This window comes from Cupriavidus sp. HMR-1, assembly GCF_000319775.1.
GTDB classification, from domain to species: domain Bacteria; phylum Pseudomonadota; class Gammaproteobacteria; order Burkholderiales; family Burkholderiaceae; genus Cupriavidus; species Cupriavidus metallidurans.
In genome coordinates this window covers 26,155-48,880 of record NZ_ANKP01000042.1, presented here as the reverse complement: position 1 = coordinate 48,880, position 22,726 = coordinate 26,155, and the positions used below count along the sequence as shown (strand labels likewise).

Below are 22,726 nucleotides of genomic sequence, written 5' to 3'. Positions count from 1 at the left end.
AATTCCGGTGAAGGCTGCGCAGCCAGCAAGGCAGACCGAACGGGATGGCTGTGTACGTGCTTCTTCGAGCAACGATGTCAGACAGCGGGACCGCAGCGGCGTACACGAGCGTGACGCGCCGCACAATGACTGTGGGTGGAGCAACTATAAAAGAATCGTCCGAGCCCTTGCAAAAAAATTAAATGGGGTCAGAACACATTAAATTTCTCACCATCTCGGCGCACAATTTAATTGGGGACACATTATTTATGGCGCACAAATGCATCATGTTGGTGCGCTGTCAAAATCCTCTGTATCGCCTGTGCGCTCGCTCTCGGATTCGGTGGATTTTCGGGGACGTCCTTTCGGCAGCGGATGAATGCGTCGCGTGGCATGGCGTTCGAGCTGCGCCAGGAAGGCATCGTCGCCTAACGGCCAGCCGCTGTGCGCATGTTTCTGCAACGTCGCCAGCGTCTTGCCGGACAACCCTTCCAGCGCCAGCGCGCGGTAATTGGACTGCCGCTCGAATGGCGTATTGCCAAGCTCCCAGTAAATAGAGTGATCACTCACAAGCGGGCTCGCCTCAATACCGATGTGATGGCGATAGCTACTCCAGCGATCCGCCTCCAATGTCGCTGCATCGCCCGCGCGCGTGGCGTTGGACTCCACGTAGATCATGGCCGGCAGCAGCCAGGCGCCTGGCTCGATCACGGCCGAGCGGAAGCGCCCTTCCCAAAGGGTGCCGGTACGGCTGGCCGCACGGTTGAAATGGCGCGCGTAGCGACGTCCGACAGCCTGCATCGTCAGGCTCAGCGAGTCAGCGCCCTTGGGCGTGGCAACCAGGTGAATATGGTTCGGACGCAGAACGTAGGCGTGGACTGCGACGTCATGCTCGCGCGCGGCCATGCGCAGGCAGTCGAGGTAATGCAGATAGTCGTCCGGACCCAGAAACACAGGCTGACGATTGTTGCCGCGTTGCAACACGAGGGCCGGCAGGCCGGCGGGAGAGAAGCGGGGAAGACGAGCCATCGAACATCCTGCTGAAACGATGGCGCAATGATACGCGGATCTGTCCCCGTTTATTGGTGGGCGCTAATTGCCCACCCGCTGCCTGCCTAGTTGCTCTCGCTGACGGCGAAAATCCGCCGGTGCTCGCGGATGGCGTACCGGTCAGTCATGCCCGCGATGTAATGCGCGATCAGGCGCGGCTGGTCCGCCCCGTGGCCTGCCTGATATTGCGGCGGCAACAGGCGGGAATCCTGCATAAAGGCCGTGAACAGGTCCGAGATGATCCGCTGGGCCTTGGCCGACATCCGCATCACCAGATAGTGGCGATACAGGTGGCGGAACAGGAAGCGCTTGAGGGCTGCGGCTTCCTCATGCACCTTGGGACTAAAGGACACCAGCGGGCCAGCGGCGCGCACCGCATCGATCGACTTTGGATTGGCGGTGGCAATGTTGCGACTGGTGGTCTCGATCAGGTCGACGATCAGCGTATTGATCATGCGCCGAACGGTCTCGTTGATTGCCCGGCGCCCATTGATCTCCGGGAACGCCTCGGCCACTTCGGCACGGTGGCGACCCCACATGGGCACCTCGTCGAGCTGCTCCAGGGTCAGCAACCCCGATCGCAGGCCATCGTCGATATCGTGATTGTTGTAGGCGATCTCATCGGCCAGGTTGGCCAGTTGGGCCTCGAGCGACGGCTGCGTGCCCTGCAGGAAGCGGCGTCCCAGCTCGCCGAGCCCCGCCGCGTTGACACGCGAGCAGTGCTTGAGAATCCCTTCGCGCGTCTCGAAGGTCAGGTTCAGGCCATTGAAGCCGCCGTAGCGCTCTTCCAGTTCGTCCACCACCAGCAGGCTTTGCAGGTTGTGCTCGAATCCGCCGTGGTTCTTCATGCAGCCATTCAGCGCGTCCTGCCCGGCATGGCCGAACGGTGTGTGGCCGAGATCGTGGGCCAGCGAGATCGCCTCGACCAGATCCTCGTTGAGGCGCAGGTTGCGCGCGATCGACCGCGCGATCTGCGCGACTTCCAGGCTATGGGTCAGCCGCGTCCGGAACAGATCGCCCTCATGATTCACGAAGACCTGGGTCTTGTACTCGAGCCGCCGGAACGCGGTACTGTGGATCACACGGTCGCGGTCGCGCTGGAACTCGCTGCGGGAGGACGAGGCCGGCTCCGCGTGTACCCGTCCGCGCGTCTGCGCGGAGTGGGCGGCGTACGGAGCAAGGTGGGCTTCAAGATCGGTCGACAGGGCGGTCATGCGGCAATCCGTTATCCGTTACAGGGTCAGGGCTGCGAGGCATAACCGTTCGCTCAGGCGACCGGGGCCTCGGTGGGAGGTTTCAATACCGCGTGACGCAGCGTCTCGCGCAGGTCCGCGTCCGGCACGGTGGTAATGAAGGCGGAACCCAGCTTGCGCAGCAGGATGAACTTGATGCTGCCCGCTTCGGCCTTCTTGTCCACCTTCATCAACTCGATATAGCGATCAATACCCAGATCCGGCGCCACCACCGGCAACATCGCCGCCTGCGTCAGCGTGCGAATGCGGGCGCGCGTCTCGACGTCGATGAAGCCGAGCCGGTGCGAGAGGTCCGCGGCCATCACCATGCCACAGCCCACCGCCTCGCCATGCAGCCATTCGCCATAGCCCATGCCGGCTTCGATCGCGTGACCAAACGTATGGCCGAAATTGAGAATCGCGCGCAAGCCGCCTTCACGTTCGTCCTGCGCCACCACGGCAGCCTTGATCTCGCAGGAGCGGCGCACCGCTTCGGTCATCAGGCCGGTGTCGCAGGCGTTCAGCCCGGCGATATGGTCCTCGATCCAGGCGAAGTAGTCGGCGTCAGCGATTGCCCCATGCTTGATGACCTCGGCCATGCCTGCCGCCAGTTCGCGCGGGGGCAACGTGCGCAGCGTGTCGATGTCGGCGATCACCGCGTTGGGCTGGTGGAACGCGCCGATCATGTTCTTGCCGAGCGGATGATTGATGCCGGTCTTGCCGCCCACCGACGAGTCGACTTGCGACAGCAACGTGGTCGGCATCTGCACGAACGGCACGCCGCGCATGTAGCAGGCGGCGGCAAACCCGGTCATGTCTCCCACCACCCCGCCGCCCAGCGCGATCAGCGTGGTCTTGCGGTCGGCCCCTGCCTGGAGCAGCGCATCGAAAATCAGGTTCAGCGTTTCCCAGTGCTTGAAGCGCTCGCCGTCCGGCAGCACCACGGTGCGCACGGTCTTGCCAAGGCCGGCAAGCACGGCTTCGACGCGCGCCGCGTACAGCGGGCCCACGGTCTCGTTGGTGACAATGACGGCATGCTGGCCGCGCACATGCGGGGCCAGCAGGTCGGCGCGGTCCAGCAGGCCGCTGCCAATGTGGATCGGGTAACTACGCGTCCCGAGATCGACTTCAAGCGTGATCATGAGTGGGTGTCCTGCGCCGGCGGCCCGTCATCCTCGGCGGATTCGGGCACGATTTCCGCGGGCGGAAACACAAAACCGGCCATTTCAAGTTGCATAAGAACCATATTAGCAAGCTGCGCCACGGTCGGCTTGCCGGTTTCGATAATGAAGTCCGCCACCTCGCGATAGAGCGGATCGCGCTCGGCATAGAGTGCCTCGAGGCGGCCCTTCGGATCCTCCGTCTGCAGGAGCGGTCGGTTGCGGTCATGCCGCGTGCGCAGCCACAGATCGTGCGGGCTGGCGCGCAGATAGACCACGGTGCCATTGGCCTTCAGCGCTGCGCGGTTGACCTCGCGGAGCACCGCGCCGCCGCCCGTGGCCAGCACGATGCCACTGCGCCCGGTCAGCTCGGCAATCACCTGGGCCTCGCGATCACGGAACCCCGCTTCGCCCTCATGCTCGAAAATTATCGGGATTCGCACCCCGCAGCGCGCCTCAAGTTCATGATCGGAATCGAAGAACGGATAGTTGAGACGACGGGCCACGGTGCGGCCGACGGTGGTCTTGCCGGCGCCCATCAGGCCAACAAAGAAGATATTCGGGCGATTGGCTGTCACTGGACTGAGGTCTTGCACAATAAGGCGGCGGGCACCCGCGTCAGGCCGGGAACCCGCAAGGGGCGTGATGCATACGCCATTGTGCATCATCCCGCCGCGCTGGTCCTGGCCGACCCTCAGAGCCGCCAACGTTGCCGCCAAATAGAAAAAGGCCGCGTCGCTTTGCGACGCGGCCTGCCAGTCTACTGCATCCGGCCCCCCTGCTGCACCCGGCCGGCGTTATTTGAGCGACACGTTATCGTTCAGGACACGCGGCGTCAGGAACACCAGCAGTTCGGTCCGGTTATTGACCTTGGCGTTGTTCTTGAAGAAGTTGCCAAGCACCGGGAGGTCGCCCAGCCAAGGTACCTTGTTCACGGTATTGGACTCTTCTTGGCTATAGATACCGCCGATTACGACCGTGCCGCCATTCTCCACCAGCACCTGCGTCTGCACGTGCTTGGTGTCGATGGCGAAGCCGTTGTCCGTCCGGATACCGACGCTGTCCTTGTTCACATCGACGTCCAGCAGCACATTGCCTTCCGGCGTGATCTGCGGCGTGACTTCAAGCTTCAGGTTGGCCTTGCGGAACTGCACCGAGGTCGCGCCGCTGGAGGTGGCCGACTGGTACGGCAGTTCGGTACCCTGCTCGATCAGTGCCTTGATGTTGTTGGCCGTCACGACGCGCGGGCTCGAGATGATCTTGCCCTTGCCGTCGGCTTCCAGTGCGGACAGTTCCAGATCCAGGAATCGGCCTGCAGCAGCGTTGAAGATACTGAATGCCGCCGTAGCCGGGTTCACGCTGTTGATGGCTGCGGCAGGCAGGCTCAGTGCCGGGGTACCGTCGTTCGTGGCATTCGGCAGCGAGTTGCCGTAGTTGGTGCTCAGCGAGCTGCCGGACTTCGGCAACGCAAAGCCGAGCTTCACACCGAGGTTCCGGCTAAAGGTATCGCTAGCCTCTACGATGCGTGCCTCGATGATCACCTGCCGCACCGGGATATCGATCTTCTGCAGGAAGATCTGCACTTCCTCCAGCTTGCTCGATACATCGGACACAAACAGCTGGTTCGTGCGGGGATCCGCTGTCAGCGAACCGCGCTTGGACAGCATCCGCGTCGCGCCCATCATGCCTGCCGCGCCACCAACCGGCATCGGCATCGCACCTGCCGCCCCGGCAGTGCCTGTAACCATGCCCAGCAACATCTTGCGAACGTCATCGGCACGCTGGTAGTTGAGCTGGAACACCTGGCTGCGGATCGGTTCGAGTTCGTTGATCTGCTGCATCGCCTCGAGTTCGAGCTTCTCCTTGGTCGCCAGTTCCGCCTTGGGCGCCACCCACAGCACATTGCCGTTGCGGCGCGAGGCCAGGCCCTTCGAATCCATCACGATCTGCAGCGCCTGGTCCCACGGCACATCCTTCAGGCGCAGCGTCAGGTTGCCCTGGACCGTGTCGCTCGTGATGATGTTCAGGTTCGTGAAGTCCGCGAACACCTGCAGCAGCGAGCGGATGTCAATGTTCTGGAAGTTCAGGGACAGCCGCTCGCCGCGGAAGCCTTGGCCCGCGATCAGCTTGTTCGGGTCATCCTTGACCTGCCGTACCTCCACCACGAACTGGTTGTCCGTCTGGTACGAGCTGTACTCCCAGTTGCCACGCGGCTCGATCGTCAGTTTCGCGCTGCCATTGGCATCGCTCGCACGCATACTCTGGATCGGCGTGCCGAAATCCGTCACATCGAAGCGGCGGCGCAGATCGGCCGGCACTGACGTGCCCATGAAGTCGACCACGAGGTTCTGGCCCTGCTGCGCGATGTTGATGCCCGAATCACGCGACGAGAGATCCACCACCACACGCCCGGCGCCATCGCCCCCGCGACGGAAATCGATGTTCCGAATCGACGGACGATTCGCTGCCATCGCCGATGTCGGCATCGTCGTCGCCGGCGCGAACGTCGGCACCGCGCCAGTTGCGGCCTGCTGGACGTTGTCCAGCATCACCACGAACTGGTTACCACGCACCTCGGTGCGGTATGTCGTCGACCGGCTCAGGTTCAGCACCACACGTGTGCGGTCCCCGATCTGCATCACGTTGGCGCTCTTGAGCACCTTGCCGCCGTACTCGTACTGGGCGCGCCCCGCCGCGAAGCCCGTGTCGAAGAAGTCGATCGCGATCTTCGCCGGATTCTGCGTGGTGAAGTCCGCCGGTTTCTGCGCCAATGGTCCCTGCAGATCGATCGTGAATACGGTCTGCTCGCCAAGCACGTTGGCTTCCATCTGCTTGACCTGGTTGTTCTGCGCCAGCGCCGCCGGAGAGGCGAGCACCAGCACCATCGTTGCCGCGCCCGCGAGCGCCTTGACCCATCGTGCCGTGATCATGCCGATGCCTCCAGCTTCAGGCTGGTCATTTTCTCTTTCCACTCTGAGACCCCTTCCCGGACCAATTCGCGCAGCACGATCTCCTGATCGGTGATGCGGACCACCCGGCCATAGTTCTGGCCGAGATACTGACCCACCTTTACGTGATGGATCTTGTTATCTACGCGTACGACACCGTAGGTCTCGCCGTTTTTCTTCAGCATCCCGAGCATCTTGAAGTTCTCCAGCGGATAGTCTTCAAGGGGCTCGTGCCGCCGTCCGGCCTCCGGCGACTCCGACATCGCCTTGTTCAACTCGCCGATCTTCGTCTGCGCGAAGGGCTCGGGAGATTTGGTGCCCGCATACTGGCGCGGCTCATAGGGCTTGACCTCGGGCAACGGCTCAGGCGGCGGCACCTTTGCCGCGCGCGTCTGCGCCATCCATTGCTGGAGGTGTTCATCCTCGCCTGCACCGCAACCGGCCAGGGCGACAACGGCCAATGCCGCAACCGCCACTGCGCGCAGGGCCATGGGGGGGCGTCGGGTCAGGCGGCTCACTTGGCACCTCCCTTGGCCTTCTTCGCGGCGTCCGCGGCTGCCTTGCGCTGCGCGGCCTGCTCGTCGGGATCCAATGCGCGGTAGGCCATGGCGACAGCTTCCATTGATAGCGTGCCGTCCTTGCTCACCGACATGTTCAGGTTCCCCATCGAAACAATCCGCGAGAGTGCCGCCACGTCGGCGTTAAAGAGCGCGACATCGTGGTAGCGGCCCGTCACTTTCAGGTTGACCGGAATTTCGGCGTAGTACGCCTTGATCGTGGCTGGCTGAGGCTTGAACAGTTCGAACTGCAGTCCGCGCGCCACGCCGGCGTGGTTCACATCGGCCAGCAGCGCATCCATCTCGGTGCTGTTCGGCAGTTGGTGCTCGGCAAGCGCTACGCGCTTTTCGACCTCGGCCTTCTGCGCGACCAGCGCGTCGAGGTTCGCAACCTGCGCCACCTTGGTCTGGAACTGCTGCTTCAGCGTTTCCTGCTCGGCGCGCTTGCGGTCCAGATCGTCGCTCTTGTCGCTCCAGTAGAACTGCCAGCCGAGCGCCAGCACGATGGCGGCGGCAAGCGCGGAGAAGGCCACGCGCGGCGCCGTCGGCCAGGTCTCCGGCTCGTTCAGGTTCAGGCCACGGAACTGCGCGGTCAGGTCCTGCAGGGAGATTTCGGTATTGAGCGCCATGATCAGACCTTTCGACCAGCGGGCATGCCCGCGGCGTCGGAGGCGCCCTTTTTCTTGTCGCCCGGGACTTCCGGCGCGCGATAGGAAAAGCGCATCGAGAATTCGAACAACCGGCGCTGTTCGCGCAGGTTGTTGGTCATGGTGATGGCCTTGGACTCCACCAGATCCGCCTGGTCGAGCCAGGTCACCTGGCTGATGTTGCGCAACAGCTCGGACACTCGTTCGTTGGACTGCGCAACGCCGGTCATCACGAACTTGTCACCGGTCTGCTTGAGGCTGGACAGGTAGACGCCTTCCGGCACCTGACGCACGAGCTCCTCGAGCAGTTGCACGGGCAGGTTTCGCTGCGCCTGAAGGCTCTCGATCGCGCGTTGGCGATCCAGCAGTGCCTCGATGTCCTTCTTCAGCGAGTTGACCCTGCTGATCGTCGCATCCATGCTGGCGTTTTCCGTCTTCAGCACCTGATTGCGTGCCGCGACGGCATCGATCTGCGAGTCGATATAGAAACCGCCGATCAGAACCACGAGCGCCCCCGCGCCCGCTGCTCCGCCCAGCATCGTGTAGACCTTCTTCCGCCGGGCCGCCTTGCGCGCCTCGTGATACGGCAGCAGGTTGACCGACGGAATGGAATTCGTCGTCGTGGACATGCTTGCCCCCCGGTGGGTTATTGCAAACCGCGCAGCGCCAGTCCCGCACTGACGATGTACGCAGGCAGGTCACGCTGGAGATAGCGCTCGTTGACCTTGCCTGCGGTCATCATGTTTGCGAAAGGATTGGCCAGCGTCGTCGTGATCTGTGTCTGTTGCTGGATAGCCGCCTGCACGCCGAGCAGGGACGCATGTCCGCCCGAAAGCAGGATCTCGTCCACACGGCCAAGGCTGGAACTGGCGATGAAGTTGCCGATGGCGCCCTGCACTTCCATGGCCAGCGCCTCGAGCGACGGCTTGAGCAGTTGCGCGCGCCACGACTCCGGCAGCGTGTTCTTGCGCTTCTTGATTTCGGCCTTGAGCGCATCGAGCGTGAACATGCGCGCGGCGCTCTGGGTGAGCTGATCGCCGTAGCTGTTCAGTGGCTGCTCGTACAGTTCCTTCCAGCCCTGGTAGAAGATCGCCTTGGAGCGGCTACCGCCAAGATGGACGACCGCCACAACCGGGAGGTCCTTGGCATCGGCTTCCGAGAGACCTTCTGGCACGCCGAGCATCTGCACGATCGAGCGCTGCACGGCGTACTCTTCGACGTCCATCACCTGAGGCTTCAGGCCAGCCATCTCGGCGGCCGTCACGCGCTCCTGAACGCGATCGCTATTGGCGGCCGTGACACGCACGCCGATGCCGCCTTCGGTTTCGCTGGGACCAATCACCGCAAAGTCGAAGTTGACCGCCTGCGAAGGCGGATAGAGGCGGTGCGCCTCGGATTCGACCTGGGAATAGAGTTCGTCTTCCGAGAGATTGTCCGGAAGACTGACCGTCTGGGACTCCGTCAGCATAGACGGCACGCCGAGCACGACTTCCTTCGTGCGGATGCCAGCCTTGCCGAGCGCGCGCTTCAGCGCGATACCCACGGCCTCGATGTTGACCACGTTGCCATCGGCAACGGCGTTGCGATCCAGCAATTCGCTGGCGCATTTTTCCAGCCTGAAGTCGTTTCTGCCTGCCCCGACGGACAGCTCCACGACCTTGACGCTAGACGACCCAATATCTACGCCGACCGTAGTCCGGCGTAGAAGACCCGACAAGATGCCCCGTCGCAAGGTGACCCCCTGACATTTGAACTCGCCCACGGCATGTCTGCTCTAACGGTGCGAGCCAGTTTCTTTGGATGAAACGTTTTGCTCTTTTATGGTCGACGATTCTTACAAAATCCAAGGGCGCTGGCAATGTGCCGGTTTAACCACGCTTTCTTTTTCAGATCGCCCCTGCCAAAGCGTTGCCAAAATCCGACGCTCAACAACAACTTCGTTGCATAGCGTTGCCCCGCGCCAATTCTGCGATCCTTGCCCGTATTCCTGGCGACACACTCGACACCACCGCTCCCGTTTCCGGCCCGCCGCGCGCGTTCCATGGCAATCGCCTGCACGGCAGGACACGCAAGCTCTCAGGCCATTACATCTTGTAACAGCGCGATAGCGCCTTTCGCGCCACAGGAACGCCGGGCCGCCGGAGGGGCGGCGATATAATCCGGGCACTCTGATTAGGTAAACCCTTATGGCCACAGCACAACAGAAGCCGTCCCTTCCCGTCCGCCGCCCATTGTGGGCACGGATCATGATCTGGGTGATCGGACTGCTTGTCGCCGGCATGGCAGCGGTAGCGCTGCTGGTTGGCTATGCGTTGGTTGTGGCGGCGCCGAACCTGCCGTCGCTGGACACGATCACCGACTACCGCCCCAAGATCCCCCTTCGGATCTATACGGCCGACAACGTGCTGATCGGCGAATTCGGCGAGGAACGCCGCAACTTCGTGCCGATCACCGAAATCCCCGACGTCATGAAGAAGGCCGTGCTCGCGATCGAGGACGACCGGTTCTACGAACACGGCGGCGTGGACTTCGTCGGCGTGATGCGCGCCGGCCTGGCCAACCTGCGCGGCGGCCTGTCGCAAGGCGCCTCGACGATCACGATGCAGGTAGCGCGCAACTTCTTCCTTTCGAGCGAGAAGACCTACACGCGCAAGATCTATGAAATGCTGCTCGCGTACAAGATCGAGGCAAATCTGAGCAAGGATCAGATCCTCGAGCTCTACATGAACCAGATCTATCTGGGGCAGCGCGCCTACGGCTTCGCCAGCGCGGCGCGCGTGTACTTCGGCAAGTCGATCAAGGACGTGACGCCGGCCGAGGCCGCCATGCTGGCCGGCCTGCCCAAGGCGCCGTCGGCCTACAACCCGGTGGTCAACCCACGCCGCGCGAAGGTGCGCCAGGAGTACATCCTGCAACGCATGCGCGACCTGCACTACATCACGCCGGAACAGTACGACCAGGCAGTGCGCGAGCCGCTGAATGTGCGTAGCGAAGGCAACGAATTCTCGACCCACGCCGAGTACGTGGCGGAAATCGTGCGCCAGCTGATGTACGCGCAGTACCGCGAGGAGACCTATACCCGCGGCCTGACGGTCTACACCACGCTGACCAAGCCCGACCAGGACGCCGCCTACGAGTCCGTGCGCAGCGGCATCATGAACTACGAGCGCAAGCACGGCTATCGCGGCCCCGAAGCGTTCATCGACCTGCCGTCCGATCCGGCCGAGCGTGAACAGGCCATCGACGATGCGCTGGTCGAGCATCCGGGCAGCGACGACCTGCGCTCCGCCGTGGTCACGAGCGTCTCGCCGAAACAGGTCCGCGCGACTCTGCTCTCGGGCGAGGTGGCGACGATCGAGGGCACGGCGCTGCGCTTCATCGCGCCGTCGCTGGCGGCCAGCGCGCAGCCCAAGGTGAAGATCCGCCCGGGCGCCATCATCCGCGTGACGCAGGACCCGAAGGACAACTCGTGGACGGTGACGCAATTGCCGGAAGTCGCCGCCGCGTTCATCTCGATCAACCCCGAGGACGGTGCGATACGCTCGATGGTGGGCGGCTTCGACTACAACCGGAACAAGTTCAATCATGTGACGCAAGCCTGGCGTCAGCCCGGGTCGAGCTTCAAGCCGTTCATCTACACGGCTGCGCTCGAAAAGGGCTTCTCGCCGGCCACGGTGATCAATGACGCACCGCTGACGATCGGTCCGGATACGGGTGGCCAGGTCTGGGAACCCAAGAACTACGACGGCAAGTTCGAAGGGCCGATGACGATGCGCCGCGCGCTGGCCAAGTCGAAGAACCTGGTGTCGGTCCGTATCCTGCGCGCGATCGGCACGCAGTACGCCCAGGACTACATCACGCGCTTCGGCTTCGAGGCCGACAAGCATCCGGCCTACCTGCCGATGGCGCTTGGCGCGGGTAGCGTGACGCCGCTGCAGATGGCGGGCGCCTACTCGGTGTTCGCCAATGGCGGCTATCGCATTAACCCGTTCCTGATCCAGCGGGTCGAGGATTCGCGCGGCAAGATCGTCTCGGAGACTCATCCTCAGAAGGCTGGTGGCGATGCCGTGCGGGTGCTCGACGCGCGCACCGCGTTTATCGCCGACAGCATGCTGCGCGAGGTGGTGCGTAGCGGCACGGCAAACCCGGCCAAGCAGCGCCTGGGCCGTAACGACTTGGCCGGCAAGACCGGCACCACCAACGATGCGGTCGATGCGTGGTTCGCCGGCTACACACCAAAACTGGTGGCGATTGCCTGGATGGGCTACGACCAGCCCAAGAGCCTGGGCGTGCGCGAGACCGGTGGCGGACTGGCACTGCCGATCTGGGTCGGCTACATGAGCAAGGCGCTCAAGGGGGTGCCGGAAAGCCCGGAGCGCCAGCCGCCTGAAGGTGTGGTCATGGTCGCGGGAGACTGGACGCTCGAGGAAAACGCCGGCGGCGCAGGAGTGGCGTCGGTTGGCCTGGGCGACCCATGGCCTGGCAAGCCGGACGAAAGCTCGCGCCCGCCACAGGACACCGAGGCGGAAAAGAAGAAGATCCTGGAGATGTTCGGCGGAGCCTGACCGGCGCCGCCTCCAACGAAAAACCGGCCCTTGCGGCCGGTTTTTTGTTTCGGCGTGGCGTGCCGGAACGCTTACTTCAGTGTCAAGGTGACCCCTGCCTGCTGGCTCAGGTACCCGGACAGCGCGGCATACAGTTCACCACCGCCCCGCGTATCGACCCATTTGCTGCCATCGTTGCGGAAATGGAAGCCACCGGCCTTGGCTGCCACCCACAGTTCCTGCATGGGCGCCTGGCTGTTGACGATGATCTTGGAGCCGTCCTCGAACTCGAGTTCCATCACGTTGCCGGTCCGATTGATTTCCACGTCGGCGTCGGCCGCATCGGCGGCGGCTTCGATCGCCGCTTCCAGCTGGTCCAGTGCCTTGCTGGCCAGCGCCAGGAACTCGCTTTCACTGAGGGGGGGCATGCTACACTCCAAGGCCGCCGGCGCCCCGTTCGGATTGGGCACTCGGGCCGGCATCAATTGATGGAAAAGTCGGGAAACCTTGCGCTTCCCGCAGCCATCCGAGAACCCACCCAGACAATGAAGGATTTCCCGATGCTGCGTCGTGCTGCGATTGTATCGGCGTTTGCCGCCACGCTCGCGATGCCCCTGGCCGGATGTGGCATTCGCGGCCCGCTGTACATGCCGATCGTGCCACCCGCTCCGACGGCGCCAACCGTGGCCGATCCCGGACTGGGCAAGCCTGATGCGCCCGGAGCCGTCGAGCCCGCGCGCCCCATGTCCGAGCCGTCGACCGCCTCGCCCGTGCCCGTGGAACCGGCTCGTGGCAGTTCCGCCCCCTCAGCACGTTGAGTGCCGTTTGAATATGACCGATTTCTTTTCGCGCCGCGATGGCATTCTCGCCGTCGAGCAAGTCCCGCTGACCCGCATTGCCGACCAGTTCGGCTCGCCGACCTTCGTCTATTCGCGGGCCGCGCTGACGACCGCGTACAACGCCTACGCGGCTGCGTGCAAGGGCCACAACGCCCACGTGCAGTATGCGGTGAAGGCCAATTCGAACCTGGCCGTGCTGCAGGTATTTGCGCAACTCGGCGCGGGATTCGACATCGTCTCCGGTGGTGAGCTGCTGCGTGTGATCGCCGCTGGCGGCGACCCGCGCAAGGTGGTGTTCTCCGGTGTCGCGAAGAACATCGCGGACATGGAGCTGGCGCTGAGCCACGACGTGCGCGGCTTCAACGTCGAGTCGATTCCCGAACTGGACCGCCTGAACGCTGTTGCCGGCCGCCTCGGCAAGCGCGCGCGCGTGTCGCTGCGCATCAACCCGGATGTGGATGCCAAGACGCATCCGTACATCTCGACGGGCCTCAAGGCCAACAAGTTCGGCGTCGCCTTCGAGGACGTGCTGCCGACCTATCGTGCTGCCGCAGCGCTGCCGAATATCGAGGTCACGGGCATCGACTGCCATATCGGCTCGCAGATCACCGAGGTGGCGCCTTATCTGGAGGCGCTCGACAAGGTGCTCGACGTGGTTGAAGCACTCGAGGCCGAAGGCATCAAGCTGGAACATATCGATGTGGGCGGTGGCCTTGGCATCACCTACAACGATGAAACCCCGCCGGACATCACCAAGTTCGCCACCACGCTGATCGACCGCGTGGCCGCGCGCGGCCACGGACACCGCGAGGTCCTGTTCGAACCGGGCCGTTCGCTGGTCGGCAACGCCGGCGTGTTGTTGACCCGTGTGGAATTCCTGAAGCCCGGCGCGGCCAAGAACTTCTGCATCGTCGATGCGGCAATGAACGATCTGGCGCGTCCCGCGATGTATGAGGCATTCCACCGCATCGAGCCGGTCGCCCCTCGCAACGACGCGGGGGTGATGTACGACGTAGTGGGTCCGGTCTGCGAGTCCGGCGACTGGCTCGGCCGCGACCGCACGCTGGCCGTTCAGGCCGGCGACCTGCTGGCGGTGATGTCGGCTGGCGCCTATGGTTTCGTGATGAGCTCGAACTACAACACGCGCGGCCGCGCTGCCGAGGTGATGGTCGATGGCGATACCGTGCATCTGGTGCGCGAGCGCGAGTTGCCCGCGGACCTGTTCCGCAACGAGCGACTGCTGAAGGCCTGACCTGAGGCTTGAGGCCTGAGGCCTGACAGGGCCTCGGCCAAAACAAAAAGGGCGACGTTCTACGTCGCCCTTTTTTATGGCATTGCCCGCCGCCTCTGCAGCCACCACCACACGCGTAGCGCCAGCAGCACGAACACCACTACGGCATAGATCGACACCTCCTGGAAATCGTTCTTGCCCGCTTTGTGCCACCAGTAGTGCAGGATCGCCAGTACGGCAATCGCATAGATCGCACGGTGCAGCAATTGCCAGCGTCTACCGCCAAGCCAGCGCACCATCGCATTGGCCGATGTGGCGGCCAACGGGGCCATCAGCACGAATGCCGCAAAACCCACCGTGATAAATGGCCGCTTGCCGATGTCCTTGATCATGTAGGCCACGTCGAAGCCGCGATCCACCGCGAGCCACAGCATGAAGTGCAGCACGCCGTAGAAAAACGTGAACAGGCCAAACATGCGGCGCAACCGGATCAGCCAGTGCCAGCCGGTAATCCGGCGCAGCGGCGTTACCGCGAGCGTGACGCACAGCATGACTAGCGTCCAGGTGCCCGTCGATCGTGTGACGAACTCGAGTGGATTCGCGCCGAACTGCGACGTGGCACCGAGGTACATCAATCGCGCGAACGGCAGGAGCGCCAGAAGCCAGGCACAGACCTTCACCGCGCGCACGCGTGACGGCGCTAGCAACGCCAACCCACCGTGGCGCGGCGAAGCCTGCGCGGCCGACGCCGGCAGATCGCGCTCGGCCATCAGAAATTCTTCCTCAGGTCCATGCCCTGATAGAGCGACGCCACCTGCGCTCCGTAGCCATTGAACATCAAGGTCTTGCGCTTCGGCGCGAACAGGGCCGAGAAACCGCCTCCCCCCTTGTCTTCCCCGATACGCCGTTCCGTGGCCTGGCTCCAGCGCGGATGGTCCACGTCAGGGTTCACGTTCGAGTAGAAGCCGTACTCGTTCGCCGCGGCGATGTTCCAGCTCGTCGGTGGCTGCTTGTCGACAAAGCGGATCTTCACGATCGACTTGGCACTCTTGAAGCCATACTTCCAGGGCACCACCATGCGCACCGGTGCGCCGTTCTGGTTCGGTAACACCTCACCGTAGAGTCCAAATGTGAGCAGCGCCAACGGATGCATGGCCTCGTCCATGCGTAAGCCTTCGCTGTAGGGCCATTCCAGCACCCCGCTGCTGATACCGGGCATCTGCTTCTTGTCGGCCAGCGTGATGAACTGGACGAACTTCGCGCCCGGCTGCGGCTCGACACGCCGGATCAACTCCGCAAGCGGATAGCCGATCCACGGGATCACCATCGACCAACCTTCGACACAGCGGAGCCGATAGACCCGCTCCTCAAGCGGCGCAAGCTTGAGGAGTTCGTCGAGGTCGTACACCTTGGGCTGCTTGACCAGCCCCTCCACCGCGACTTGCCAAGGACGCGGCCGCAGCGTAGCGGCGTATCGCGCCGGGTCGGACTTATCGGTGCCGAACTCGTAGAAGTTGTTGTAGGTCGTGACGTCCTCATACGAGGTGCGTTTTTCCGTCACCGCGTAGGCATTGTTCAGCGTGGCCGCCAACTTGGGGAGCCTGCCTGGCGAGCCCTGCTGCGCGAACGCCTCCCGCGCAAACCAAGGTGTTGCCAGGCCCCCGGCCGTACCCGCTGCCGCCATGGCCAGCAGGCGCCGTCGCGCCGTGAATACGTGCTTCGGGGTGATCTCGGAGGCAGCGATGTCATCGCCGCGCAGCCATTTCGGAGAGGGAATCAGCATGGTTCGAACGAAGCCTGATGGAGCCTGGGGAGTTTGACAGGGAAGACTGCTGAAAGGTGCGGCGGGCGGTGCGATTATCCCCGTTGGTATTGCTGATAGACGGCGGTCGCCAACGCCAGCAGTCGCTCACGATCGATCGGCCCCGCCAGTGCGAAACCGAGACTGTGATCGACCCAGTAAAACGCCATGGCAGCGGGCCCGGTGGATTGAGCACCTTGGGCAGGCGCCAGCCGTTCGAGCCGGAATGCGGTATCCGGTGTCCCTTGCGCCATCCGCCGCAATTGCAGCGACAGGCGTGTCCCGGCGTCATTCTCATACATCAGGATAGCCATCGGACCGCCCTCGGCCACACCGAGCCGCCCGCCGATCAGGCGAAAGCCCTGTGCGCGGAGATCAGGGACCTGCAACGGCGCACCGAGCCGCTTGGACAGCCAAGCGACCATGTGCGCCTCATCGCTGGCGGGAACCTCGACCACATGGCGAACCTCGGGTGCATAAACCACATGGCTGGCCAATGCGTCGCGTGCAAATCGTTCGAGTGGAGGCACGCCGCCGAGGTCGGCGTCAAATCGACCACGCGCCATCCAGCCGCTCGTGCCACCGATGATGAATGTCGCGACGCTGGCGGCCAGCGCTAGCGCCACGGGCCAGAGCGGGCGGTGAGCCTTTGCGCGCCCGCTGCCGGCGCGCAATCCGCGTGGAAGCGCGTCCAGCGGTACCGCCTCCTTGAGGACGGCGTTCAATGATGCGTGCAGCCCCGCCGTTTGGCGACGCCAGGCCTCGACCTTGCGCGCGGCTTCCGGATCGGCTGCCAGGAAGGCTTCGACTTCGGCCCGGCGCGGGCCGCTTAACTGGCCGTCCGCGTATGCATGGAGGTCGGCTTCGCCGACTGGAGTCGGGGTCACCATCATTTCACCCGCTGCAACGAGGTTGTTGCCGCAGCACTATCGGCGCCGCCATCCAGCAGGCGACGCATATGTTCGCGCGCGCGCGCCAGGCGCGACATCACGGTGCCGATCGGCACGTCGAGCACCCTGGCGGCCTCGGCGTACGAGAACTGCTCCAGGCTGACGAGCAGCAGCACCGCGCGCTGTGGCTCCGGTAACTGGCCGAGTGCCTGTAACAGATCGCGACGCAGGCCCGGGTCGGCGGTATGGGCAACCACCTCCGGTAGCGTATCCATTGCGGTCACGACATCACTCTTGCGCAGATGATTCAGGCGCAGCCGATGCATCAGTGTCAGCAACCATGGCAGCAGCCCATCCGCGCCATCGCCCCATAACGCGCCGGGGCGAAGGCGAAATCTCCAGCGATAGCGCAGGGCACGCTCGAGCGTGTCCTGCACGAGATCGTCGGCCAGCATGGCATCGCCGGTCAGACCGCGGGCATGGCGCCGCAAACGCGGCGCCAGTACCACCAACTGACGTTCAAACGGTTCCATGCCGGGATTGCCTAGCGACGATCAGGGCTTCACGGCAGCGCGACGTGCCAGACGGCGTTGAAGTTGTCGCCTGACTTGTCGCCCGCCTTGGCGTCCTTGGCAAAGCGATAAAGCGGCTTGCCCTTGTACGCCCACTGCCGGGTACCGTCATCGCGCGTGATGATCGAGTAGTCACCCGATGCGCTCTTGCCTGGCTCAGCCAGCAGCGGCGGCCAGTTGGTCGAGCACATGCCGTTGCAGACGCTCTTGCCGCCGTTCGCCGGGTCACGATCGAACGTGTACAGCGTCAGGCCCTGCGGATCGGTCAGCGCGCCGTTGGTGACTTTCACGGTAGGCGGCATGTCGCCACCACCCATCCCCAGGCTGGAACAACCGGCCAGCAGGACAGTGGCAGCACCCAGCGCGAGTGCGATCGGGCGGAGCTTCGATACAGCAGTGTGACGAGAAGCCATCATGAGGGTCTCCTTCTTCAGGGCGGTGCCGACAACCGGCGCCGTTCTCTTTCAGTAAACACCCGATGTGATGTGTTTATTCCTCCCACCTCAAAAAAATGTGGCGTTCAGCGGCGGAAAGTGGCTTCTTAGATGGTGATAAATGCCTAATGACGCATATTTAGAAAACCGAAGCGCATTCTCTGCGAAACATGATGCGACGGTTCGAGCCTGTCCGATGTTCAGGGTCCGCTCAGGAAACAAAAAAGCCTGCCGGAATCGGCAGGCTTCGTCACATCGGGACAGGTTGATCTGGCGGATCAGAGTTCGCCGTAGCTGTGCAGCCCCGACAGGAACATGTTCACACCGAGAAAGGCGAAGGTCGTCACCAACAGGCCAACCAGCGCCCACCATGCTGCAACCGTACCGCGCAGCCCCTTCATCAGGCGCATGTGCAGCCAAGCGGCATAGTTGAGCCAGACGATCAGCGCCCAGGTCTCTTTCGGATCCCAGCTCCAGTAGCCACCCCAAGCCTCGGCAGCCCACAGTGCGCCGAGGATCGTTGCGATCGTGAAGAAGGCGAAACCGACCGCGATCGCCTTGTACATGACGTCGTCGAGCAGCTCGAGCGAAGGCAGACGCTCGGCCAGAATGCCACGTTGCTTGAGCAGGTAGGCCACCGACACCATGGCCGCCAGCGCGAACGTGCCGTATCCGATGAAGTTCGCCGGCACGTGGATCTTCATCCACCAGCTCTGCAGGGCGGGCACCAACGGCTGGATCTCCTGGGCATTGCGGCTGACCGTGTACCACAGCAAGAAACCGACTGCCGCCGACACCACGAGCATCACGAACGGTCCAAGCGCGCGGGTTGCATAGCGGCGCTCGTAGTACAGATAAAACAGGGACGTGATCAGCGAGAAGAGAACGAAAACCTCATAGAGGTTCGAGATTGGAATATGGCCGATGTCCGCGCCGATCAGGTACGACTCGTACCACCGCACCATCAGACCCGTGAAGCCCAGCACGACCGCCGCCCAGCAGAGCTTGCTGCCAATGCTGTAGCCGGTTTCCGACCGCGAAATCAGTCCAACCCAGTAGAACAGGGTCGAGAGGAACACCAGCGCACTCATCCAGAGGATGGCCGACTGGCTCGACAGGAAGTACTTCAGGAAGAAAGCCTGCTCGGCGCGCGCGAGGTCACCCTGATAGAGCTGGATCGCGAACAGCGAAAACGCCGCGATGCCGATCATCAGCAGACGGACGGGCTTCCAGTGCCAGCCCAGCAGCGCGAACGTCGGCACTGCGGCAATCAGCACGCCCTTGTCATAGACGTTCATCCACTGGCCGTAGCGCGAGAGCGCAAACCCGGCGCCGACCACGAGCAGCAGCGCGAAGACCCAATCGGTCCAGCCCAGGCGGCTCAGAAACGAAGGTTCGAGATAGGCGGTGTCCTGGCCGGCTGCGTCACGGGACACATCGTCGGTTGCCGCGGCACGCCGCGGCGACAGGCCAGGATTGACGTGATTCACATTCGAGGACATGGCATTCCTGCTCTTTGGCGCTACGCGCCTGTTTTATCTGCTGCGCCCCCGCCCGCGGGTCTCCGCACAGGCTGACGCCGGTTCATGCTCTTGTACTTTGTACTATAGCGATGACGCGTGCTTATCATCTGACGCTGATGGCCCCGATTGCGGTGCGCCTTGCGTCATCGCGGCATCATGACCACCCGCCGCTTCCGTCACCTCGGCGCCAACGGCGCGGCCGATATCGGCGCGCAACGCCACGAATTCCTTCTCGAAATCCATCGTGCGACGTTGTGTGGACATCGCCATCAGGACGTGACTACCGCTGGAGTGTCCGGCAGCATCGACGCCCTTGTCCTTGATCCAGATCCAGACGCGCCGTTCGCGAATGTAGAACATTGCGAACACGCCCAGGACAAGCAGCAAGCACCCAAGATACACGATGTTCTTGCCCGGCGCACGAGTCATCTGGAACACGCTGGCCTGGACCTGCTGGAAGTCTTCTAGCTGCAGAAACACCGGCGCGGCGTAGAAGAAACTGTCCGAAAGCGCATTGATTGCCTGCTGGAGGAATACGCCGCTTTTCGTGTCATTTGGGATGGCCGGCAGCTTGTCCTGCTCGCGCGCCAGTTGCCAGAGCTCCCACATCGAGCCGTTGAGAATCTTCAAAAGCACGTCCGCGGCCTTTTGCTGATCAGCCTGCGGGACCGATTTTTCCAGGAAGGCAGCGATCGCCGTGAAACCGCCCGGAGGCGCGTCGGGCGACGTGCGAGTGGCCCCGGCAAACAGGTCCAACGCACGCATGGCGCTTTCAGCCAGTTGCTTGCGCAGGTCCGCCTTGTCGGCGCCCGGCATCGATATCTCGGCGAAACGGCGGGCAGCTTCGCCGCGCATCCCCTTGTCCTGCAGCGCCGCGCGCAGACGCATCCAGTCCGCCACACTACTCTGGTCATCGGCCGGAATTCTCAGGTAGCGGAATGGCTCATTCGGCGATTCGCGCATACCGGCCAGGAACACGGTCTGCCCATCCAGTTGCACCGGCAGCATGTAGTTGTTGAACTCGCGCGCCTGACCATTGGCGTCGCGCAGCTTGTACTGCACCGACGGACCGACATTGCGCAGGTCCTTTTCCTTGTTCGGATTGGCGGCGGCGCCGAGGTGCTGCTCCAGCGTGCCCAGCGAGGACTTGCGCGCCACGCCACGCGCGTCGGCCTTGCCCGACGCATCGGTGACCGTCTCGACGTTCATCAGCCGGAAATCGCTGAACTCGACGGTCAATCCATCCTTGTCGGCACCGGTGCCGGTACTCGCGAGGGGCGCGTTGCCACCGATCGTGCCAGCAAACGGGAACGTCGCATGGGTGCTGCCCGTCATGGGATACCCGACGAACTTCAGGCGCGAGCCGCCGTCTTCGAAGCTCGACTGATAGATGGCCACGCCGTCGATAACCAACGGCTCGTTGACCTTGATCGTCGCCTCCGTCTTCTTGCCGGTGGCCCGGTCGGTCACCACCACATCGGAGGCGAACAGCTTGGGCATCCCGGTGGAATAGAAGTCCACGGTGAACTTCTTGAGCATGATCGTGAACGGCAGGTCCTGCACCAGCGCGCCGTCGGCGATGTTGAGGATCGCAGTCGACACGGTCGCGCCTTCGGGCACGAACGCATTGCCACGGAAGCCCGGGTTGCTCGGCGAGAGCCTGTGCTTGGCCGGAATCTCGCTGATGATGGCATTGCCGTCGATCGGGCTCTTGCCGCCAAACCACATTTGCGCCCGGATCAGCATGTCGCCATCAAGCAAACCGCCCAGGCAGATCACGACAATGGCCGTGTGCGCGAGGATGTAGCCGAGCTTGTTCGCCGAACCGGCCTTGGCAGCCAGCAACGTGGCGCCCTCGTGCTCGACGGGCTTGATGCGATAACCCCGGTTGCGCAGCAGCGCATACACCCGGCCGGCGGCATCGGTGCGGACGCGCGACGCATCGTACTCACCCCGATGATGGAACGCGCGCAGGCTGCGCTCGCGCACGTGATCCTTCCACGAGCGCATGTCGACGATCATCTTCGGCCCATTGCGCGCGATACAGAGCGACGTCGAGACAACGAGAAAGCCCAGGATCAGCAGGAACCACCAGGAGCTGTACACCTTCTGCAGGGACAGCGCGTGGAACAGGTCCGCCCAGAACGGCCCGAACTGATTGACGTAATTCGGGTACGGTTCGTTCTGCTTGAGCACCGTGCCGATGATGCTGGCGATGGCAATCACCGTCAGCAGCGTGATGGCGAAGCGCATCGAGGACAGCAACTCGACGGCGTCGCGCAGCACGCGGTGATGAGTCTTCAGGTGCAGGCCTGAAGTGGAAGGGGTCGACATGTGCGGTAATACCCGATATCCGGTTTGGTGCTTGATGTGACGCCGGTTGGGCGCCGGAAAACAAAAGAGGGTGGACGTGCTTTGGCAAGCAGGCCACCCTCTTCGATTGCTGCTGGCACGGCTGGTTCATCCCCCAAGGGGATACCCTGCCATGCCGGCCGGATACGACTTAACGGACGCCGGCGACGTAGTCCGCGACCGCCTTGATCTCGGTATCCGACATCTGGGCGGCGATCGTGCTCATGACCGAATTGTTGGTACGGGTGCCCTGGCGGAACGCCACCAGTTGCGCTTCGGTGTACTCGGAATACTGGCCGCCGATTCGCGGATATTGCGCCGGGATGCCGGCACCGGTCGGACCGTGGCAGCCAGCGCAGGCCGGCACGCCCTTGGCCGCGATACCACCGCGGTAGATCTTCTGGCCAATCTCGATCGTGTCCTTGTTCTTCGCTGTGGCAGGCTTGACCTGCTGCTTGGCGAGATAGGCACCGATGTCCTTCATTTCCTGGTCGTTCAGCGCCGACGCATACGGCGTCATGATGGCGTTGTTACGGCTCTTGGCCTTGAAGTCTGCCAGTTGCTTGTGCACGTACTCCGCTTGCTGGCCGGCCAGCTTAGGATTGGTGGCCGCGGCACTGTTGCCGGCTGCGCCGTGGCAGGAAAGACATGCTGGCACATTGCGATCGGGTGCGCCTTGCGAATATAGCGTCTCGCCCTTGGCGGGATCTGCCTTCGCGGCGGCCTGCTCTGCGGCAGATGCCAGCCCACTCATGGCGGCCATCGGAACAGCCAGCGCCATGACACCCAGAAGTTTCGCAATGCGGTTCATTCGTATACCTTGTCAGATTTGTTATGAACACCGTAATGCATGCCGATCTTCCCTTGCCAGGCGGTGAGGAAGCGCCTTTTCGAGCAAGGGGTGAGACCGGTATACGCAACGCCCACCAACCCGCCCAGGACATTGCTTCCCGGGCGATTTAAGGCA

At 63.2% G+C, this 22,726-nt stretch carries 21 protein-coding genes; 3 read left to right on the top strand and 18 right to left on the bottom strand.

The window, feature by feature from the left end; genetic code table 11:
• Positions 1-264: 264 nt before the first annotated feature.
• From D769_RS05900 to pilM, 9 genes are all read right to left on the bottom strand, one after another.
• Positions 265-1,008 (bottom strand): transposase, encoded by a 744-nt coding sequence (locus D769_RS05900; protein WP_008643018.1) that lies wholly within the window; start codon positions 1,006-1,008, stop codon positions 265-267.
• Between the two features lie 86 nt (positions 1,009-1,094).
• The gene (locus D769_RS05895) at positions 1,095-2,243 is read right to left on the bottom strand and encodes a deoxyguanosinetriphosphate triphosphohydrolase (RefSeq protein WP_008643017.1); all 1,149 of its coding nucleotides are present in this window, start codon (positions 2,241-2,243) and stop codon (positions 1,095-1,097) included.
• A 53-nt stretch (positions 2,244-2,296) separates the two neighbouring features.
• Entirely contained in the window at positions 2,297-3,403 is a 1,107-nt protein-coding gene (aroB, locus tag D769_RS05890; RefSeq protein WP_008643015.1) for a 3-dehydroquinate synthase, read from the bottom strand.
• On the bottom strand, positions 3,400-3,960 hold the full coding sequence (locus D769_RS05885) for a shikimate kinase (RefSeq protein ID WP_051068992.1): 561 nt from the start codon (positions 3,958-3,960) through the stop codon (positions 3,400-3,402). Before D769_RS05885 ends, aroB begins: the two co-directional genes overlap by 4 nt.
• Before the next feature lie 258 nt (positions 3,961-4,218).
• A complete protein-coding gene (locus tag D769_RS05880; RefSeq protein ID WP_008643013.1) occupies positions 4,219-6,351 on the bottom strand; it encodes a type IV pilus secretin PilQ in 2,133 nt (710 codons plus the stop codon).
• Positions 6,348-6,860, bottom strand: a complete 513-nt coding sequence (locus D769_RS05875) for a pilus assembly protein PilP (RefSeq protein WP_008643012.1) — start codon at positions 6,858-6,860, stop codon at positions 6,348-6,350. Before D769_RS05875 ends, D769_RS05880 begins: the two co-directional genes overlap by 4 nt.
• A gap of 23 nt (positions 6,861-6,883) precedes the next feature.
• Complete coding sequence (gene pilO / locus D769_RS05870; protein ID WP_008643011.1) at positions 6,884-7,555, bottom strand: type 4a pilus biogenesis protein PilO; 672 nt, start codon at positions 7,553-7,555, stop codon at positions 6,884-6,886.
• A gap of 2 nt (positions 7,556-7,557) precedes the next feature.
• Complete coding sequence (locus D769_RS05865) at positions 7,558-8,202, bottom strand: PilN domain-containing protein (protein ID WP_008643010.1); 645 nt, start codon at positions 8,200-8,202, stop codon at positions 7,558-7,560.
• 17 nt (positions 8,203-8,219) lie between these two features.
• Complete coding sequence (gene pilM, locus D769_RS05860) at positions 8,220-9,290, bottom strand: type IV pilus assembly protein PilM (protein ID WP_029308627.1); 1,071 nt, start codon at positions 9,288-9,290, stop codon at positions 8,220-8,222.
• A 469-nt stretch (positions 9,291-9,759) separates the two neighbouring features.
• On the opposite strand from pilM, the gene D769_RS05855 reads away from it, so the two are divergent.
• A complete protein-coding gene (locus tag D769_RS05855) occupies positions 9,760-12,138 on the top strand; it encodes a penicillin-binding protein 1A (protein ID WP_040010902.1) in 2,379 nt (792 codons plus the stop codon).
• Positions 12,139-12,209: 71 nt separating this feature from the next.
• On the opposite strand, the gene cyaY is transcribed toward D769_RS05855, so the two are convergent.
• Positions 12,210-12,545, bottom strand: coding sequence for an iron donor protein CyaY (gene cyaY / locus D769_RS05850; protein WP_008643007.1), 336 nt, complete (start codon positions 12,543-12,545; stop codon positions 12,210-12,212).
• A gap of 194 nt (positions 12,546-12,739) precedes the next feature.
• Here cyaY and D769_RS32615 point away from each other — a divergent pair, with 194 nt between their 5' ends.
• Positions 12,740-12,829 (top strand): hypothetical protein, encoded by a 90-nt coding sequence (locus D769_RS32615; protein WP_241227841.1) that lies wholly within the window; start codon positions 12,740-12,742, stop codon positions 12,827-12,829.
• A gap of 119 nt (positions 12,830-12,948) precedes the next feature.
• Positions 12,949-14,208, top strand: coding sequence for a diaminopimelate decarboxylase (gene lysA, locus D769_RS05840; protein WP_008643005.1), 1,260 nt, complete (start codon positions 12,949-12,951; stop codon positions 14,206-14,208).
• Positions 14,209-14,282: 74 nt separating this feature from the next.
• Here the strand turns inward: lysA and msrQ are convergent, their stop codons facing one another.
• From msrQ to D769_RS05800, 8 genes are all read right to left on the bottom strand, one after another.
• Positions 14,283-14,957: a protein-methionine-sulfoxide reductase heme-binding subunit MsrQ gene (msrQ, locus tag D769_RS05835; protein WP_008643003.1), complete on the bottom strand. Its 675-nt coding sequence runs from the start codon at positions 14,955-14,957 to the stop codon at positions 14,283-14,285.
• Positions 14,957-15,970: a protein-methionine-sulfoxide reductase catalytic subunit MsrP gene (gene msrP, locus D769_RS05830; protein ID WP_008643001.1), complete on the bottom strand. Its 1,014-nt coding sequence runs from the start codon at positions 15,968-15,970 to the stop codon at positions 14,957-14,959. The genes msrQ and msrP overlap by 1 nt, the downstream gene beginning before the upstream one ends.
• A 74-nt stretch (positions 15,971-16,044) precedes the next feature.
• The gene (locus D769_RS05825) at positions 16,045-16,878 is read right to left on the bottom strand and encodes an anti-sigma factor (protein ID WP_035881139.1); all 834 of its coding nucleotides are present in this window, start codon (positions 16,876-16,878) and stop codon (positions 16,045-16,047) included.
• Positions 16,878-17,411, bottom strand: coding sequence for an RNA polymerase sigma factor (locus D769_RS05820; RefSeq protein ID WP_008642998.1), 534 nt, complete (start codon positions 17,409-17,411; stop codon positions 16,878-16,880). Before D769_RS05820 ends, D769_RS05825 begins: the two co-directional genes overlap by 1 nt.
• A gap of 29 nt (positions 17,412-17,440) precedes the next feature.
• Positions 17,441-17,866 carry a lipoprotein gene (locus D769_RS05815; protein WP_008642997.1) on the bottom strand — a complete coding sequence of 142 codons (426 nt, stop codon included), beginning with the start codon at positions 17,864-17,866 and terminating at the stop codon, positions 17,441-17,443.
• 296 nt (positions 17,867-18,162) lie between these two features.
• Positions 18,163-19,386 carry a c-type cytochrome biogenesis protein CcsB gene (ccsB, locus tag D769_RS05810; RefSeq protein WP_008642995.1) on the bottom strand — a complete coding sequence of 408 codons (1,224 nt, stop codon included), beginning with the start codon at positions 19,384-19,386 and terminating at the stop codon, positions 18,163-18,165.
• Positions 19,387-19,488: 102 nt separating this feature from the next.
• Positions 19,489-21,741: a cytochrome c biogenesis protein ResB gene (locus D769_RS05805; protein ID WP_008642994.1), complete on the bottom strand. Its 2,253-nt coding sequence runs from the start codon at positions 21,739-21,741 to the stop codon at positions 19,489-19,491.
• Between the two features lie 169 nt (positions 21,742-21,910).
• The gene (locus D769_RS05800; RefSeq protein ID WP_008642993.1) at positions 21,911-22,570 is read right to left on the bottom strand and encodes a c-type cytochrome; all 660 of its coding nucleotides are present in this window, start codon (positions 22,568-22,570) and stop codon (positions 21,911-21,913) included.
• Positions 22,571-22,726: the final 156 nt, after the last annotated feature.